At 62.5% G+C, this 15,513-nt stretch carries 13 protein-coding genes; 8 read left to right on the forward strand and 5 right to left on the reverse strand.

Going from position 1 to position 15,513, the window contains the following annotated elements; genetic code table 11:
- Positions 1-100: 100 nt before the first annotated feature.
- From AB4Z19_RS23775 to AB4Z19_RS23785, 3 genes are read right to left on the reverse strand one after another with little or no spacing between them, the layout of a single operon-like run.
- A complete protein-coding gene (locus tag AB4Z19_RS23775; protein WP_442026430.1) occupies positions 101-886 on the reverse strand; it encodes an enoyl-CoA hydratase/isomerase family protein in 786 nt (261 codons plus the stop codon).
- 10 nt (positions 887-896) lie between these two features.
- Positions 897-2,504 (reverse strand): carboxyl transferase domain-containing protein, encoded by a 1,608-nt coding sequence (locus AB4Z19_RS23780; RefSeq protein ID WP_442026429.1) that lies wholly within the window; start codon positions 2,502-2,504, stop codon positions 897-899.
- A gap of 12 nt (positions 2,505-2,516) precedes the next feature.
- Positions 2,517-2,945, reverse strand: coding sequence for a YchJ family protein (locus tag AB4Z19_RS23785; RefSeq protein ID WP_442026428.1), 429 nt, complete (start codon positions 2,943-2,945; stop codon positions 2,517-2,519).
- 157 nt (positions 2,946-3,102) lie between these two features.
- Here AB4Z19_RS23785 and AB4Z19_RS23790 point away from each other — a divergent pair, with 157 nt between their 5' ends.
- Both AB4Z19_RS23790 and AB4Z19_RS23795 read left to right on the forward strand, forming a co-directional pair.
- Positions 3,103-4,539: a glycoside hydrolase family 30 protein gene (locus AB4Z19_RS23790; protein ID WP_442036197.1), complete on the forward strand. Its 1,437-nt coding sequence runs from the start codon at positions 3,103-3,105 to the stop codon at positions 4,537-4,539.
- A 17-nt stretch (positions 4,540-4,556) separates the two neighbouring features.
- Entirely contained in the window at positions 4,557-5,999 is a 1,443-nt protein-coding gene (locus tag AB4Z19_RS23795; protein WP_442022079.1) for a glycoside hydrolase family 30 protein, read from the forward strand.
- 6 nt (positions 6,000-6,005) lie between these two features.
- On the opposite strand, the gene AB4Z19_RS23800 is transcribed toward AB4Z19_RS23795, so the two are convergent.
- Together AB4Z19_RS23800 and AB4Z19_RS23805 are read right to left on the reverse strand one after the other, a co-directional pair.
- Complete coding sequence (locus tag AB4Z19_RS23800) at positions 6,006-7,262, reverse strand: D-amino acid dehydrogenase (RefSeq protein WP_442022081.1); 1,257 nt, start codon at positions 7,260-7,262, stop codon at positions 6,006-6,008.
- A gap of 205 nt (positions 7,263-7,467) precedes the next feature.
- Positions 7,468-8,802 carry a serine hydrolase domain-containing protein gene (locus AB4Z19_RS23805; protein WP_442022083.1) on the reverse strand — a complete coding sequence of 445 codons (1,335 nt, stop codon included), beginning with the start codon at positions 8,800-8,802 and terminating at the stop codon, positions 7,468-7,470.
- Between the two features lie 159 nt (positions 8,803-8,961).
- On the opposite strand from AB4Z19_RS23805, the gene AB4Z19_RS23810 reads away from it, so the two are divergent.
- The 6 genes from AB4Z19_RS23810 (at position 8,962) to AB4Z19_RS23835 (ending at position 15,468) form a co-directional block, all read left to right on the forward strand.
- Complete coding sequence (locus AB4Z19_RS23810) at positions 8,962-9,702, forward strand: GntR family transcriptional regulator (protein WP_442022085.1); 741 nt, start codon at positions 8,962-8,964, stop codon at positions 9,700-9,702.
- A 71-nt stretch (positions 9,703-9,773) separates the two neighbouring features.
- Positions 9,774-10,655 (forward strand): N-acetylmuramic acid 6-phosphate etherase, encoded by an 882-nt coding sequence (gene murQ / locus AB4Z19_RS23815; RefSeq protein WP_442036199.1) that lies wholly within the window; start codon positions 9,774-9,776, stop codon positions 10,653-10,655.
- Positions 10,656-10,669: 14 nt separating this feature from the next.
- Positions 10,670-11,935, forward strand: coding sequence for an AmpG family muropeptide MFS transporter (locus AB4Z19_RS23820; RefSeq protein WP_442022089.1), 1,266 nt, complete (start codon positions 10,670-10,672; stop codon positions 11,933-11,935).
- Positions 11,936-11,965: 30 nt separating this feature from the next.
- Positions 11,966-13,630, forward strand: a complete 1,665-nt coding sequence (locus tag AB4Z19_RS23825; protein ID WP_442022091.1) for a glycoside hydrolase family 10 protein — start codon at positions 11,966-11,968, stop codon at positions 13,628-13,630.
- Positions 13,631-13,700: 70 nt separating this feature from the next.
- A complete protein-coding gene (locus AB4Z19_RS23830; protein WP_442022093.1) occupies positions 13,701-14,618 on the forward strand; it encodes an N-acetylglucosamine kinase in 918 nt (305 codons plus the stop codon).
- Between the two features lie 16 nt (positions 14,619-14,634).
- On the forward strand, positions 14,635-15,468 hold the full coding sequence (locus tag AB4Z19_RS23835) for an N-acetylmuramoyl-L-alanine amidase (RefSeq protein ID WP_442022095.1): 834 nt from the start codon (positions 14,635-14,637) through the stop codon (positions 15,466-15,468).
- Positions 15,469-15,513 lie beyond the last annotated feature (45 nt).

Consider the following 15,513-nt stretch of genomic DNA (forward strand, 5'->3'; position numbering starts at 1 on the left):
CGGCGGGTCAATGACCCGCCCTACGTGGCGTCATCGAAAATCCGCCGAGCGCGGCGCTGTCGGTGACGCTGACGTAGGGCGGATCATCGATCCGCCGTTCTTAGCTAAGCCACCCAGGCTTGCGCTTTTCCAGGAAGGACTGGACGCCCTCGCGGCCTTCGGCGGAAGCACGGATATTGGCGATGCGCAGCGCCGTGTCGGCAAGCAGCGCGTCGTCCACGGCCTTGTGAGCGGCGTCGCGCACCAGCACCTTGGCTTCCATGACCGCATTCGGGCTATTGGTCACGAGTGCCTTCAGCAGCTCGGCGACCTTGGCATCCAGCGCATCGGCCGCGACGACTTCGTGCACGAATCCGATGCGATGCGCCTCCTGGGCGGTAAAGCGTTCGGCGGTGAGGAAATAGCGGCGTGCCGCATTCTCGCCCATCGCCTTGATGACATAAGGGGAAATGGTGGCCGGGATCAGTCCCAGCTTCACCTCGCTCAGGCAGAAATTGGCTTCCTGGACAGCGACTGCGATATCGCATGCCGCCACCAGACCCATTCCGCCCGCATAGCAATCGCCCTGCACCCTGGCCACGACGGGCTTGGTGCAGAGGTAGATCGTGCGCAGCATCTGCGCCAGCTGCATGGCGTCGGCCTGGTTCTCCTCGTGAGAGTAACCGGCCATTTTCTTCATCCAGTTCAGATCCGCCCCGGCGCAGAAGGCCGGACCGTTTGCGGCCAGCACGATGGCGCGCACATCTTCATTGCGGCCCAGCGCATGGAATGCGACGGACAGCTCGTTGATCGTATGTTCGTTGAAGGCATTGCGCACATCCGGACGGTTCAGCGTCACGGTGGCGACCTTGTTCTCGATAGCGACAGTAAGGGTCTGATATTCCATGCTCATCTCCTTACATGCGGAACACGCCGAATTTGGTGTCCGGGATCGGCGCGTTCAGCGCGGCCGACAAGCCCAGGCCCAGCACCATGCGCGTATCGGCGGGATCGATCACGCCGTCGTCCCAGAGGCGGGCGGACGCATAGTAAGGGTGGCCCTGGTACTCGTATTGATCCTTGATCGGCTGTTTGAACGCGGCTTCTTCCTCAGCGCTCCAGCTGCCGCCCTTGCCTTCGATGCCGTCGCGCTTCACGGTGGCGAGCACGGATGCCGCCTGGTCGCCACCCATCACGGAGATGCGCGCATTGGGCCACATCCACAGGAAGCGCGGCGAGTAAGCGCGGCCGCACATGCCGTAGTTGCCGGCGCCGAAGGAGCCGCCAATGATCACGGTGAACTTCGGCACGGAAGCCGTCGCCACAGCGGTTACCATCTTTGCGCCATTGCGTGCGATGCCTTCGTTTTCGTATTTACGGCCGACCATGAAGCCGGTAATGTTCTGCAGGAAGACCAGTGGGATCTTGCGCTGGCAGCACAGTTCGATGAAGTGCGTGCCTTTCAGCGCCGACTCGGAGAACAGGATGCCGTTGTTGGCGATGATACCGACCTTCATGCCGTAGATATGGGCGAAGCCGCACACCAGCGTGGTGCCATAGCGCGCCTTGAATTCATCGAACTCGCTGCCGTCCACGATGCGCGCGATGACTTCGCGGATATCGAAAGGCTTGCGGGTATCGACCGGGATCACGCCATACAGTTCTTCCGGCGCATACTTCGGCTCCGCCGCTTCGCGCAGCGCGCCCTGTTGCGGCTTCTGGCGGTTCAGGTTGGACACGATGGTGCGGGCCATGGACAGCGCGTGCATATCGTCCTGCGCCAGGTGATCGGCCACGCCGGACAGGCGCGTGTGCACATCGCCACCGCCCAGGTCTTCCGCCGACACCACTTCACCGGTCGCCGCCTTCACCAGCGGAGGACCGCCGAGGAAGATGGTGCCCTGCTCTTTCACGATGATCGACTCGTCGGACATGGCCGGCACATAAGCGCCGCCTGCCGTGCAGGAGCCCATCACCACCGCGATCTGCGGGATGCCTTTGGCCGACATATTGGCCTGGTTGAAGAAGATGCGGCCGAAGTGGTCGCGGTCCGGGAATACGTCATCCTGATTCGGCAGGTTGGCGCCGCCGGAGTCCACCAGGTAAATGCAGGGCAGGTTGTTCTGGTCCGCGATTTCCTGCGCGCGCAGGTGCTTCTTCACGGTCATTGGATAGTAAGTACCGCCTTTGACGGTGGCGTCGTTACAGACGATCACGCATTCCTGGCCGGATACGCGGCCGATGCCGGTGATGATGCCGGCCGATGGCGCCGCGCCGTCATACATTTCGTAAGCGGCCAGCTGGGAGAATTCGAGGAAGGGCGTGCCGGGATCGAGCAGCATCTGAACGCGGTCGCGCGGCAGCAGCTTGCCGCGGGCGACGTGCTTGGCGCTGGCCGCCTCGCCGCCGCCTTCAGCCGCCTTGGCCACCTTGGCGCGCAGGTCGTCGACGATGGCCTGCATCGCGGCGGCGTTGGCTTTGAAGTCTTCGCTGCGCGGATTGAGTTTGCTTTCGATGTGCGGCATGGTCTCCCTCTCTTATTCTGGAAATTGACCGTCCACGTAAAACCAGCGCAGACCACCTTCGCCAGGCTCGCGCAGGAAACGGCTGACCTCATGCAGCCGCTGCCCCCGGCCATCGACGCGCAGGCGGGCGACGAACTCCACGAAGTCCTCATTTTCCGCAGCCTCTGCTTTACGTTGACGTAAACGTAAAGCAGATTTTACCTCAAGTCCCAGCCATTGGAGCTTTTCATTTTTGTTAATTATTTGATCAGCCGGACGGGTGCTGGGGTGCCAGGTAGCCTTGAGGTAGTCCTCATTCTGCAAGGTGTAGGCGGTATAGCGCGAGCGCATCAGCTTTTCCGCCGTCTCCGGCAGCGCCTTACCCTCGATAAACGGCCCACAGCAAGCAGCCAGCGAAGGGCCGCCACAGGGGCAGCCAATAGGGGTCTTGATCTTGGACATCCCGCAATTATCCGCGATCTGGCGAATTGCTGCGACGGCGCGGCGCCCGCACGCGCCCGGCGGCCCAGCCCACATAGCCAGGGAATTGTTGACACGCTCTTTTATTTCGACCCATAATCGCTTGCGATTGGAAACGTTACCAAATGCACGGGAGCCGATGACAGTGAAAATTCCTTGCCTCTGGCTGCTGAGCGCACTTCCATTGATTGCCGCATGCAGTGGCGGCGCGCCGATGCCTGCTCAGGCCTGGATCACCACGGGCGACCAGCGCATGCTGCTGGCGCGGCAAGCGCCGGTTACCTTCGACGAGGGCGCTCCGGCCGCCATTGTCATCGACGTCGATCCTGCCACCCAGTATCAGGAGATGCAGGGTTTTGGCGCTGCCATCACCGATGCCTCGGCATGGCTGATTCAACATCGCCTGGGGACGGCGCAGCGCGATGCGCTGCTGAAGGACTTGTTCGGGACCGAAGCTGGCCTGGGACTGTCATTCACCCGGCTGACCATTGGTGCATCGGACTTCTCGACCGCCCATTACAGTTTCGACGATATGCCACCGGGTCAGTCCGACCCTGAACTGAAGCACTTCACGATCGATGCGCAGCGCTCGACCGTTCTGCCGACGGTGCAGCAGGCGCTGGTAATCAATCCGCAACTGAAGGTGATGGCATCGCCCTGGAGCGCTCCGGGTTGGATGAAGAGCAGCGATAGCCTGATCAAAGGCAGGTTAAAGCCGGCGGCTTACGAAGCGTTCGCGCGCTACCTGAATCGCTATGTGGACGTCATGAAAGAGGAAGGGGTACCGATCTTTGCCCTGACGCTGCAAAACGAACCGCACTTCGAACCGGAGAATTACCCGGGCATGCGGGTCGATCCGGCCGCACGCGCGGCCTTCATCGGCGGCTATCTCGGGCCTCGCCTGGCGGCGGAAAACCCGGGCACCTTGCTGTTTGACTGGGATCACAACTGGGACGAACCGGATTCGCCATCGGCGGTCCTGGCCGATTCGAAGGCAGCATCGTACGTGAGCGGCGTGGCATGGCACTGCTATGCCGGCGGCGTGGACGCGCAAGCCAAGGTGCACAGCAAATTCCCCAACAAGGACGTGTGGTTTACCGAGTGTTCCGGCGGACGCTGGGCGTCGGATTGGTCGGCGAACCTGCAATATTTCGTGCGCACCCTGGTCATCGACAGCACACGTAACTGGGCACGCGGCGTACTGTTCTGGAATCTTGCGCTGGATGAAACGGATGGTCCCCACCTCGGCGGCTGTAACAACTGCCGCGGTGTCGTCACGATCGACTCGCACAGTGGCGAGATCACGCGCAACGTCGAGTATTACGCGCTGGCTCATGCCAGCCGCTTTGTGAGGCCGGGTGCGCGGCGAATTGCCTCCAGCGACAGCGCCGGCGATCTGGCCCACGTGGCCTTCAAGAATCCCGACCGCTCGATCGCCCTGCTGGTAGCGAATGCAGCGGGCGAGTCCCGCATATTTTCCGTGCGCGTCGGCGCGCGCAATTTCCGCTATACGCTGCCTGGCCGCAGCGTAGCGACTTTTACCTGGAATGGAGGAGCCGGATGGCCGGACAAGTAAGCAACAGAAGACAAGCAATGAAACTCATGTGCGGCGCCGGTTTGGCAGCCTGCCTGCCCGCGCTGCCGGGACTGGCCCGGGCGGCAGCGCCATCACAGCCCTGGACGGTCTACACGACCGCACAAGACAGCGGCAAGCGCTTCGCAGCGCAGACCTTGCCAATGCCGAGCGCCGCCAGCCAGCCGCTTGAAACGGAAACGGCGGTGTTTGTCGATACGCGCAAGGAATTCCAGAAGATCTTCGGCTTTGGCGGCGCGGTGACCGATGCCGTGGCCGAAGTCTATGCAAAGCTGAAACCGGCTGCACAAGACGCATTCCTCACGGCCTACTTTGATCCTCGCCAGGGCCTCGGCTACAACGTGGTACGCACCACCATCCACAGCTCCGACTTCAGCAGCGGCAGCTATACCTATGTGCGCGACGGCGACCGTGGACTGGAGTCGTTCAGCATCGAGCATGATCTGAAGTACCGGGTGCCCTTGCTGCGCAAAGCGCTCGCCGCAGCGGTGTCGCAGGGCAACCAGGTCCGTGTGTTTGCCAGCCCCTGGAGCGCGCCGGGATGGATGAAGTCCAACGGCAGCATGCTGCACGGCGGGACGCTGCTGCCAGCCTACCGCGATGTGTGGGCGCAGTACATGGTGAAGTTCGTGCAGACCTACGAAAAGGCGGGCATTCCGCTGTGGGGCCTGTCGGTGCAAAACGAACCGATGGCAACGCAGAAATGGGAATCGATGATCTACACGGCGGAAGACGAAACACGCTTCCTGGCCGACCACCTGGGACCGGCGCTCAAGCAGGCCGGCCTTGGCGACAAAAAGCTGATTGTGTGGGACCACAACCGCGATTTATTGCCTCAGCGTGCAGCGCATATTTTGTCCGACGCCAAGGCGCGGCAATATATCTGGGGTGTGGGTTTCCACTGGTACGAAACCTGGACCAAGGGACAGCCCATGCATCGCAATGTCGCGGCCATGCACGAGGCTTACCCCGACATGAATTTCCTGCTGACGGAGGCGACGGTCGAGAAATTCGATGCATCGAAGCTGCAGTCCTGGTCCAATGGTGAGCGCTATGGCAGTGAAATCATTGGCGACCTGAACGCCGGTGCCGTTGGCTGGGTGGATTGGAATATGCTGCTGGACAGCCGCGGCGGACCCAATCACGTCGGTAATTACTGCTTTGCTCCCTTGCATGCCAGCGATGACGGTGAACTGATCTTCACCCCGAGCTACGCCTATCTGGGCCACTTCTCGCGTTACATTCGCCCGGAGGCGCGCCGCGTCAGCGCTGCAGCGAGCCGCAGTACGCTCGATACCGTCGCTTTCCGCAATGCCGATGGCAGTGTGGCGATCGTTGTGATGAACCGTAGCAGCGAGCCGCAGCGTTACCGCCTTGCGATCGATGGCCTGGAAGTGCCGGTGGAGATTCCGGCGCATGCAATCCAGACGGTGGTGCGATAAGGGGACTCAGGCTGCCAGGACCAGGCAGCCAAGCTTGAATGGCGTCTCCTTGCCGCGCATGAGCGTGGCGAGGAGATTGGCTGTGCCGCAGGCGAAAGTGAAGCCGAGCGGGCCGTGGCCGACGTTGAGCCACAGATTGGAATACTGGGTGGCGCCGATGATCGGCGCGGAATTCGGCGTGGCGGGACGCAGGCCAGCCCAGGCTTCGGCGTGGTCGTAGTCGGCCGCGTGCGGTATGGTGGTGCGGGCCAGCCTGGTGAGGCCGGCGATGCGGTGCTGGTCGATGGACGTGTCTTCGCCCACCATGTCCACCATCGCCGCAATGCGCAGGTTGGAGCCGATGCGTGCGTACAAGGTCTTGCGTTCGAAGTCCGTCACGCTGATTTCAGGCGCGCGGTCGCCTGCGCGGATCGGCGCGGTCAGGCTGTAGCCCTTCAGCGGATACATGGGCAGGTAAATGTCGGCGGTGGCGGCCAGGTTGCGGCTCTGGATGCCGGCGGCCAGCACGAACTGGTCGGCTGCGATCCAGCCAGCGCTGGTTTCGATGGCAGACACCTTGCCGCCTTCCGTGAAGATCGAACGCGCTTCGGCGTGCACGATGCCTTCGAAGCGTGGATGCGACATCAGGCGCTTTTCCAGTGCGAGGCAGAAGGCGTGGCAATCCGCGACGGCTTCGCCGCTGTTGAAGATGCCGCCAGCCAGCGATGGCGCGAGTTCAGCCAGCGCAGGTTCCATTTGCGCGGTTTCAGCACCGTTCAGCACTACGCGGTTGCCTTCCGAATCCGGCTTGGCGACAGCTTTCTTGAATGCTTTTTCAGAGCGGTACACCACCAGCTTGCCCGCGTCACGCCAGGAAAACTCGGACAGCGGAATCGTCATTTCAAGCTGCGCCATCGATTGACGGCTCAGCTCACCCAGCTCCAGCAGCTTGGCGGTGGTGCGCGCGTTGTCGGTCGCATTGCAGTTGGCGAGGAACTGCGCCAGCCAGCGCCACTGGCGCATATCGGCTTCGGGACGGAAGCGCAGCGGACCGGCTTCCTGGAAGATCCATTCCAGTGCCTTCAGCGGCACGCCGGCATCGGCCAGCGGCGAGACGTAGCGATAGCTCAGCTGCCCGCCATTGCGCGCGCTGGCCGCGCTGCCGACGGTCGGCGCTTTTTCGAGCAACGTCACGCGATAGCCTGCTTCCAGTAGCCACCAGGCCGAAGTGAGGCCCACGACACCGCCACCGATCACGACTACTTGCTGTGCTTCTTGCTGCATTACGCCTCGCTAAGGCCTATGTAGGGCCGGGTTTCTCTTGATGACAGATTAACGGCGCGCCGACACATGTCGCCAATTAAACTTCTTTCGGCGGCCATAACCTCTGGTCATGAGGCGTCGCCGCGCACGGCGGATCAATGATCCGCCCTACGGCATCGTGGGGCGTATTCGATCGGCGCGTAGGGCGGGTCATTCGAGCCGCCGTCTAGCGGCCGTCGCCCAGCACGGCGCGCTTGTAGAGGGCATCCAGAATGAGTTCTTCGGTACGGGTGTGGGCGGAGTAAGTGCCCGGATAAGCATCCGGATCGCTGGCGAAGCCACCGATCAGCGACACCAGTCCATTTTTATTTTGCAGATCGACCACAAAAGTGGAGATCAAACCATACGCTTCGCCCAAGTGGCCAACCGCATTGAAACCGCCGCCGGACACTAGCCGGTTGCCCTTGCCCGGCTCATTATCGAAGCGCTGCGTGCCCAGCCCCCAGCTGTGATACAGGCCTTTCAGCGTATCGCCGTTCTTGCCGTTGTAGTGCCACTGTTCAGAGAACATGGTCTTCAGCGACTCGGGCTTGAGGATTTGCTTGCCCTCGTAACGCCCGTTATTGATCAGCATGAGCATGATCTTGCCCATATCGCCAGCCGAGATGCGCATGCCGCCGGTCGGGCTGAACAGCGTGCCGTTAGTGCCGATCTGGTAATGGTCAACACCCGCGGGCTGCTGCGGCGGCGTGACGCCGAAGTCATCCACCTGCGCGATCCACGGTCCTTTCGCGTCCCAGATTTCGGTATCACGCGTGCGGCGGCGGTACAGCGTGGCGGTATCGGACACTTCCTGTGCCGTGAACTCGGCAGGGTTGTAGCCACCGTGCAGGCCCATTGGCGTCAACAGCAGGCGCTTCATCAGGCGGTCGAAGCGCTCGCCGCTGGCGCGCTCCATCAGCGTGCCGATCACGCCCCAGTTCAGATTGCAGTAGGTGAAGTATTCGCCGGGCGCACCGTCCTTCGCAAACATCTCGCCCTTGCCGTAGCGCTTACCACCAGACAGCAGCACTTCGCGCAAGTCGGTATCGGTGCCCCAGAAATAGCCTGCATCGTCGCGCAGCGTGGAGGTATGGCTGAGCAGCGTGCGCAGGGTGATCGGCTTGTCGGGATAAGCGGGATTGCGGACCGGATAGCCCAGCACGGTGCTGATATCCGCATCCAGATTCAGCTTGCCCTCTTCGACCAGCTTCATCACGCCGAAGGTGGTCATCATCTTGGAGATGGAGGCGATGCGGAACATCGTCGTTGGCGTGACCGGCGCTGTGGCGCCGTTACCGGCAGTATCAATGCGGCGCAGGCCGAACTGCTGCTGGTAGGAGACTTTGCCATCGCGGATCGCCAGCACCGACAAGCCGGAAAGCGGGCGCTGCGCATCGTTGACGATTGCCGCCAGCTCGCGGTCCAGCACCGCAGTGGGCGTGACGGTTGCAGGCCCGGCCGCCATCACATGGCTCATTCCGCCCAGCAGTATCGCTCCAATCAGCGCGCGCATCGTCATTCAGCCTCCTGTGTTTGTTATGTCAAAAAGCATACGTTGGAGGCGGCCACAGGGGCCAATGAAAACTGATTATGCGCACATAACCATCTGGCATATGTAACAAAAAATCAGCGTGAAAAGCTCATCGCTATTAAACTACTGCATAACAGGAGAAATGCAATGAGCCACCCCGGCGCAGAATTCAAACCGGATCTAGAAGATAGTTCACCGCTGTATATGCAGATTGCCCGCAAGTTGAGCGACGATGTGCGCAACGGGCGATATCAGGTCGATCAGGCGCTGCCTTCGGAACGCACGCTGTCCGAGCAGTTGAATGTGTCGCGCGTGACGGCGCGAAAGGCTATCGACCAGCTGGTCGAGCAAGGGCTGGTCGTGCGCCGCCGCGGTTCGGGCAACTACATCGCGCCGCGCATTGAGCAGCCACTGTCCAATCTCTCCAGCTTCTCCGAACAGCTGCAGCAGCGCGGCTACAAGCCCAGCTCGCGCTGGCTGAAGCGCGCCATTGTTACCGCCAGCGCGGACGAGCAGATGAGCCTTGGCCTGTCGCCCAACACCAAGGTCGCGCGCCTGGAGCGGCTGCGCCTGGCGGACGATGTCGTCATGGCCTACGAGGTGAGCGTGCTGCTGCAAAGCGCCGTGCCGCGTCCCGAAGAAATCGGCGACTCGCTGTATCAATATCTGGAATCGGTCGGCAAAGCGCCCGTGCGCGCGCTGCAGCACATTCGCGCCATGAACGCGCCGGCCGAGCTGGCGGAGCGGCTGGAAGTGCCGGAAGGCCAGGCCGTGCTCTTCATCACCCGTATCGCCTATCTGGATTCGGGCGAGGCGGTGGAGCTGACCCATTCCTACTGCCGCAGCGACCATTACGATTTCGTCGCGGAGATGCGCCGCGCCGCATAACCTGGTGTAATGCCCATGTATCTTCCTTTCATGGGCTGGGCGGATGATTTGGTATTACACTGGTCTTCATCATGCTAAAAACCGAAACCCCCAGTAGCCTGCATACCGGGCTCGACCAATACCCTACAGAACAGCTGGTTGCCGCTTTCGTAGACGACCAGCTCAACGCGGTGCAGGCAGTCCGCAACGCCGCCCCTTCCATCGCAAAAGCTATTACCGCAGCAGTACCACGCATCGAAGCGGGCGGGCGCCTGCTCTACGTGGGCGCGGGCACGTCCGGCCGCCTCGGCGTGCTGGATAGCGTGGAGCTGTACCCGACTTTCTCCTGGCCGCACGGGCGCGCGCTGGCGCTGCTGGCAGGCGGCGAGTCGGCCATGTTCCAGGCCGTCGAAGGCGCAGAAGATGACCGCGAGCAGGGCGCAGTTGACCTGCAAGGACTGAAGCCGACGCCGAACGATGTCGTGCTGCTGCTGGCTGCCTCCGGCGGCACCCCATACGTGCTGGGCGCGCTGCATGCCGCGCGCGCAATCGGCGCACTGACCATTGGTATCGCCAACAACGTGGATGCGCCGGTCGCGAACGAGGCCGAAGTGGGCATCACGCTGGACACCGGTTCCGAAGTTATCTCCGGCAGCACGCGCCTGAAAGCGGGCACCTCGCAGAAGATCGTGCTGAACACAATCTCCAGCGCCATCATGGTCCGCCTGAACAAAGTCTACGGAAACTTGATGGTAGACTTGAAGCCGACCAACGCGAAGCTGTTCGCGCGCACCGTGCGCCTGACCATGCACGCGACCGGCGCCGATGAAGCGTCGGCCCGCAGCGCGCTGGAGCAGTGCGGCTTCCACGTGAAGGTAGCCGTGGTCGCACTCCTGAAAAAAGTAAACGTACAGCAGGCGGAGACCCTGCTGGATCAAGCGAAAGGAAGCGTCCGCGGAGCGCTTTCCGCATAAAACAAAAGGAACGCATGGAACAAGCGCAGCAACGCAACCCATGGTGGTGGGTGCCCTCACTCTATTTCGGTCAAGGCATCCCCTACTTCGCCGTGATGGCCTTGTCCACGACGATGTACAAGAACACCGGTATCTCCAATACCGACATCGCGTTCTACACTTCCTGGCTGTACCTGCCCTGGATCATCAAGCCGCTCTGGTCGCCGATCGTTGAAATGTTCGGCACCAAGCGCGCCTGGGTGGTCGTGCTGCAGATGGTGATTGCCGCATCGCTGGCCGCCGTCGCCTTCACGACACCGCTGCCGCATTTCTTCCAGCTAAGCCTTGCCGCCATGTGGCTGATCGCCTTCAGCTCCGCCACGCACGACATCGCGGCGGACGGCTTCTACATGCTGGGCATGCGTCCCAAGGACCAGGCGGCCTACGTCGGTGTGCGCAGCACCTTCTACCGCGTCGCCAACGTGGCTTGCAACGGTGGCCTGACTTATATCGCCGGTGAGCTGATCAAGCATTCCGGCAATCCGCACCTGGCCTGGGGCATTGTGTTCGGCATCATGGCCGGCGTGTTCGGGCTGCTCGCGTTCTACCACCTGTTCATGCTGCCGAAACCGGCGGTCGATCGCAAGACGGCCACCAGCAGCAACCCGTTCAAGGAATTCTTCGATACCTTCGGCGCCTTCTTCCGCAAGGACGGCATCGTGGTCATCCTGCTCTTCCTGCTGACCTTCCGCCTCGGCGAATCGCAGCTGCTGAAAATGGCGGTGCCCTTCCTGCTGGACCCAGCAGATAAAGGCGGTCTGGGCCTCGACACTTCGGATCTCGGCATCGCCTACGGCACCATCGGCGTAATCTCGCTGACGGTCGGCGGTCTGCTGGGCGGCTGGGTCATTTCGCGTTATGGCCTGAAGCGCTGCCTGTGGCCGATGGCGTTTGCGACGCACTTGCCTGACCTGGTATTCGTCTATCTGTCCCACGCCATGCCGCAGAATTTCGCGCTGATTTCCGCTGCCATCGGCATCGAGCAATTCGGCTACGGCTTCGGCTTTGCGTCCTACCTGATGTTCATGATCATGGTGGCGGAAGGCGCACACAAAACTGCGCACTACGCTATCTGCACCGGCTTCATGGCGCTTGGCATGATGGTGCCGCAGATGGCGAGCGGCGCCATCCAGGAATATCTCGGATACCCGCATTTCTTCATCTGGGCCTGCACGGCGACGATCCCCGCCTTCATCATGACGGCGCTGATCAAAGTGGACCCGGCGTTCGGCCGCGAATAGGTACAATACAGCGCTTCAGCGTTGCGGAGGTTGGTAGTGAGTTTTAGTTCAAAAAGGCGTCTGACCCTTGCGGCGGGTGCGGCGAGCGCGATTTCCGCCATCCTTGCCGCCTGTACCACGCCCATGCCGCCCGATAAAGGCACCGCAACTCCTGCCAGCGGCCCGGCGCCGGCGGGCAGTATGCCTGGCGCCACCACGCAGCCCGGCGCACATCCACCGTTCACCGGCGACCAGCCACCGCCCGCGCCGCGCGAATTTCGCGCCGCCTGGGTGTCGACGGTCGCCAACATCGACTGGCCTAGCCGCAGCAACCTGCCGGTAGCGAAGCAGCAGGCGGAGGTGCTGGCCATCCTCGACCGCGCCAAAGCTCTGAACCTGAACGCTATTGTCTTGCAGGTACGCCCAAGTGCCGACGCGATTTATCCATCGAAGCTTGAGCCATGGTCGGAATACCTGACCGGTGCGCAAGGCCGCGAGCCATCGCCGGCATGGGACCCCCTGCAATTCTGGATCGCCCAGGCACATGCGCGAGGGCTGGAACTGCACGCCTGGTTCAACCCATACCGCGCCCGCCACTCCACCGCCAAATCGCCAAACGCGCGCGACCACATCGCCAACACCAAGCCGCAGGTGGTCAAGCAGTACGGCAAATTCCTGTGGATGGACCCGGGCGAAGAAGCGGCCGCGCAGCAAACGCTGGACGTGATCCTGGACGTGGTGCGCCGCTACGACGTGGACGGCGTCCACATCGACGATTATTTCTATCCCTATCCGATCGAAGCCCCAAGCGCCAACGGTGGCGAAGCCGCCGCGCTGGACGTGCCATCGAACGGCAGCAAGCCGGAACTCGACTTCCCCGACCAGCCGGCCTGGCAACGCTACGTGGCAGGCGGCGGCACGCTGGACCGCGCCGCATGGCGCCGCCAGAACGTGAACCAGCTGATCGAAGCGATCTACAACGGCATTCACAAGGAAAAGGCCTGGGTACGTTTCGGCATCAGCCCCTTCGGCATTGGCCGTCCGGACCGCCGACCGCCCGGCATCCAGGGTTTCAGCCAGTACGACAAGCTGTATGCGGACGCCGAAACCTGGCTGCAAAACGGCTGGCTCGATTACTTCACGCCCCAGCTCTACTGGCCGATTGCCCAGCAAGCGCAAGCCTTCCCGGTGCTGCTCGATTACTGGCAAGGCCAGAACAAACGCGCCCGCCACCTGTGGCCGGGCCTGTACACCAGCCGCATCGACAACACGGATAAGTCCTTCTCGCCGGACGAGATCGTGCAGCAGATCGAGTTGATGCGCAGCCGCGGCACGGTGGACGGCCATGTCCATTTCAGCATCGCCGCGCTGATGCAAAACCGCAAAGGCATTTACGACCAGCTGAAAGCCGTCAGCTACCAGAGCGCCGCGCTGGTGCCGACTTCGCCCTGGCTGGGCAGCGAAGCGCCGGCCGCGCCAACTGTCGCAGTCAAGCGCAATGGCAGCGGCCTGGCCATCGCTTTGGGCACGGTGCCGAAAGCGACCCAGTTCGCCATCTGGGCGCGTTATGGCGACGAATGGCGCTTTGTGGTGGCGCCGGCCACGCGCAGCGAAGTGGTGCTGACGGACGATGGCGGCGTGCCGGCACGCTCTGTCGTCGTGACGGCGGTCGATCGCCTCGGGAATGAGAGCGCGCGCGTCGCGGCGACCTTATAACCTCAAGGAATGAGAGCCGTGCAAGCTTTCATGTGAACTTGTCAAGGAACGGTCTTAAACTTACGCGATCATGGGCAATTCCGATTCCGACCGTTCACTTGGACTGGGCATAGACGCCGGCGGCACGCAAACGCGCTGGGCGCTCGCTGAGCCATCCGGGAACATTGTCGCCGAAGGCACGGTCGCGGGACTCTCCGCCCTGATGATGGCCAAACCCGCTGGCCGAGAACAAGTGCACGCCATCTTCGCTGAACTGGCCAAGGACGTGCTGGATTCCGGGAAGCCTCTGCGCGTGTGCGCAGGGCTGACGGGCTTCGGGGGCGATGGCAATGTGCTGCTGGGCTGGCTGTCCGACCTCCTCGATGTGCGCCTGGACGCCATCACCATCTGCAACGATATCGAAATCGCCTACCTCGATGCGTTCGAGCCGGGCGAAGGCTACCTGGTCTACGCCGGCACCGGCTCCATCGCTGCCTTCATCGATGCCGAAGGCGAGTTCCACCGCGCCGGCGGCCGCGGCGTGATGCTGGACGATGCCGGCGGCGGTTTCTGGATCGCCCGTGAAGCCATGCGCCGCATCTGGCGCAACGAGGACGAGCAGCCCGGTTCCTGGACGGATTCGCCCATGGCGCATGCCGTGTTCGACCACGTCGGCGGTAATGACTGGGCCTTCTCCCGTTCCTTCATGTACACCCGCGAGCGTGGTGAAATCGGCAAGCTGGCGCTGGCCGTCGCCATGAGCGCAGGCGCCGATCCGGCCGCGCGCCACATTCTGCTGCAGGCCGGACGCGAACTGGCCCGCCTGGCGCTGGCGCTGGTGTCCCGCTTCGGGCCGCGTCCCATCGTGCTGGCCGGCCGGGCCGCCGAACTGCATCCCCTGATTTTCGAAGCCATGCGCGCTGAACTGCCGCCCGGGCTTGAGCTGAGCAAACAAACTGCCCATCCTCACTACGCGGCTGCCCGCATGGCGGCCCGTCCACGCAACTAAAACATAAGAGACGTCCATGATCAAAAAACTGCTGCTCGCTTCCCTGGTATCCGTGCTGGCCGGCTGCGCCACTCAGCCGCCGACCATCGACCATACGCTCGGCCCGTCGAAGGGACAGAGCAGCCGTGTGCGTTTCATCGTGATTCACTACACCGTGTCCGATCTGCCGCTGGCGATCAAGCAGCTGACCGAAGGTGAAGTCAGCGCTCACTACCTGCTGACCGATGAGGAAAAGCCGAAGTTCTACGCGCTGGTGGATGAAACCCGCTCCGCCTGGCACGCCGGCGTCAGCAGCTGGAAAACCTACACCCAGCTGAACAACAGCTCGGTCGGTATCGAAATCGTGAATCCGGGCTTCAAGGAAACGCCGGAAGGCCGCGTTTGGTATCCGTTCAAGCAAGCCCAGATCGACCAGCTGATCGCCCTGGTCAAACAGATCAAGGAACGCCATAACGTCGCGCCGGAAAACATCCTCGGCCACGCCGACATTGCCCCGCAGCGCAAGCAGGACCCGGGTCCGCTGTTCCCGTGGAAGCAGCTGGCTGACGCCGGCCTGATCACCTGGCCGGACGCCAACGAGGTCGCCTCCAAGCGCGCCATCTACGAAGCCCAGCTGCCGGACGTCGCCTGGTTCCAGAACAAACTGGCCACCCACGGCTATGCCGTACCGCAGACTGGCGTGCTGGATGAGGCCACCCACAATGTGATGGTCACCTTCCAGTCCAAATACCGCCAGAGCAAGTGGGACGGCGTGCCGGATGCGGAAACCGCCGCGATTCTGGACGTGCTGACCACACCGAAGCCGCCTGTTGTGGCTGCCCCGGCGGTGGCTGCACCATCCAAGCCATAAGCATTGCCCCGCGTTGCGCCGCAGGCAGGTTTCCCCTATCCTGCA

The sequence above is a fragment of the Pseudoduganella sp. RAF19 genome (assembly GCF_052114165.1).
GTDB lineage: Bacteria > Pseudomonadota > Gammaproteobacteria > Burkholderiales > Burkholderiaceae_D > Rugamonas.

Bases quoted from the DNA above. Each gene is read 5' to 3' on its own strand.
- AB4Z19_RS23780 (WP_442026429.1), bottom strand. From the start codon at position 2,504: ATGCCGCACATCGAAAGCAAACTCAATCCGCGCAGCGAAGACTTCAAA.
- AB4Z19_RS23810 (WP_442022085.1), top strand. From the start codon at position 8,962: ATGAGCCACCCCGGCGCAGAATTCAAACCGGATCTAGAAGATAGTTCA.
- AB4Z19_RS23830 (WP_442022093.1), top strand. From the start codon at position 13,701: ATGGGCAATTCCGATTCCGACCGTTCACTTGGACTGGGCATAGACGCC.
- AB4Z19_RS23835 (WP_442022095.1), top strand. From the start codon at position 14,635: ATGATCAAAAAACTGCTGCTCGCTTCCCTGGTATCCGTGCTGGCCGGC.
- AB4Z19_RS23775 (WP_442026430.1), bottom strand. From the start codon at position 886: ATGGAATATCAGACCCTTACTGTCGCTATCGAGAACAAGGTCGCCACC.
- AB4Z19_RS23800 (WP_442022081.1), bottom strand. From the start codon at position 7,262: ATGCAGCAAGAAGCACAGCAAGTAGTCGTGATCGGTGGCGGTGTCGTG.
- murQ (WP_442036199.1), top strand. From the start codon at position 9,774: ATGCTAAAAACCGAAACCCCCAGTAGCCTGCATACCGGGCTCGACCAA.
- AB4Z19_RS23795 (WP_442022079.1), top strand. From the start codon at position 4,557: ATGAAACTCATGTGCGGCGCCGGTTTGGCAGCCTGCCTGCCCGCGCTG.
- AB4Z19_RS23820 (WP_442022089.1), top strand. From the start codon at position 10,670: ATGGAACAAGCGCAGCAACGCAACCCATGGTGGTGGGTGCCCTCACTC.
- AB4Z19_RS23805 (WP_442022083.1), bottom strand. From the start codon at position 8,802: ATGACGATGCGCGCGCTGATTGGAGCGATACTGCTGGGCGGAATGAGC.
- AB4Z19_RS23785 (WP_442026428.1), bottom strand. From the start codon at position 2,945: ATGTCCAAGATCAAGACCCCTATTGGCTGCCCCTGTGGCGGCCCTTCG.
- AB4Z19_RS23790 (WP_442036197.1), top strand. From the start codon at position 3,103: ATGACAGTGAAAATTCCTTGCCTCTGGCTGCTGAGCGCACTTCCATTG.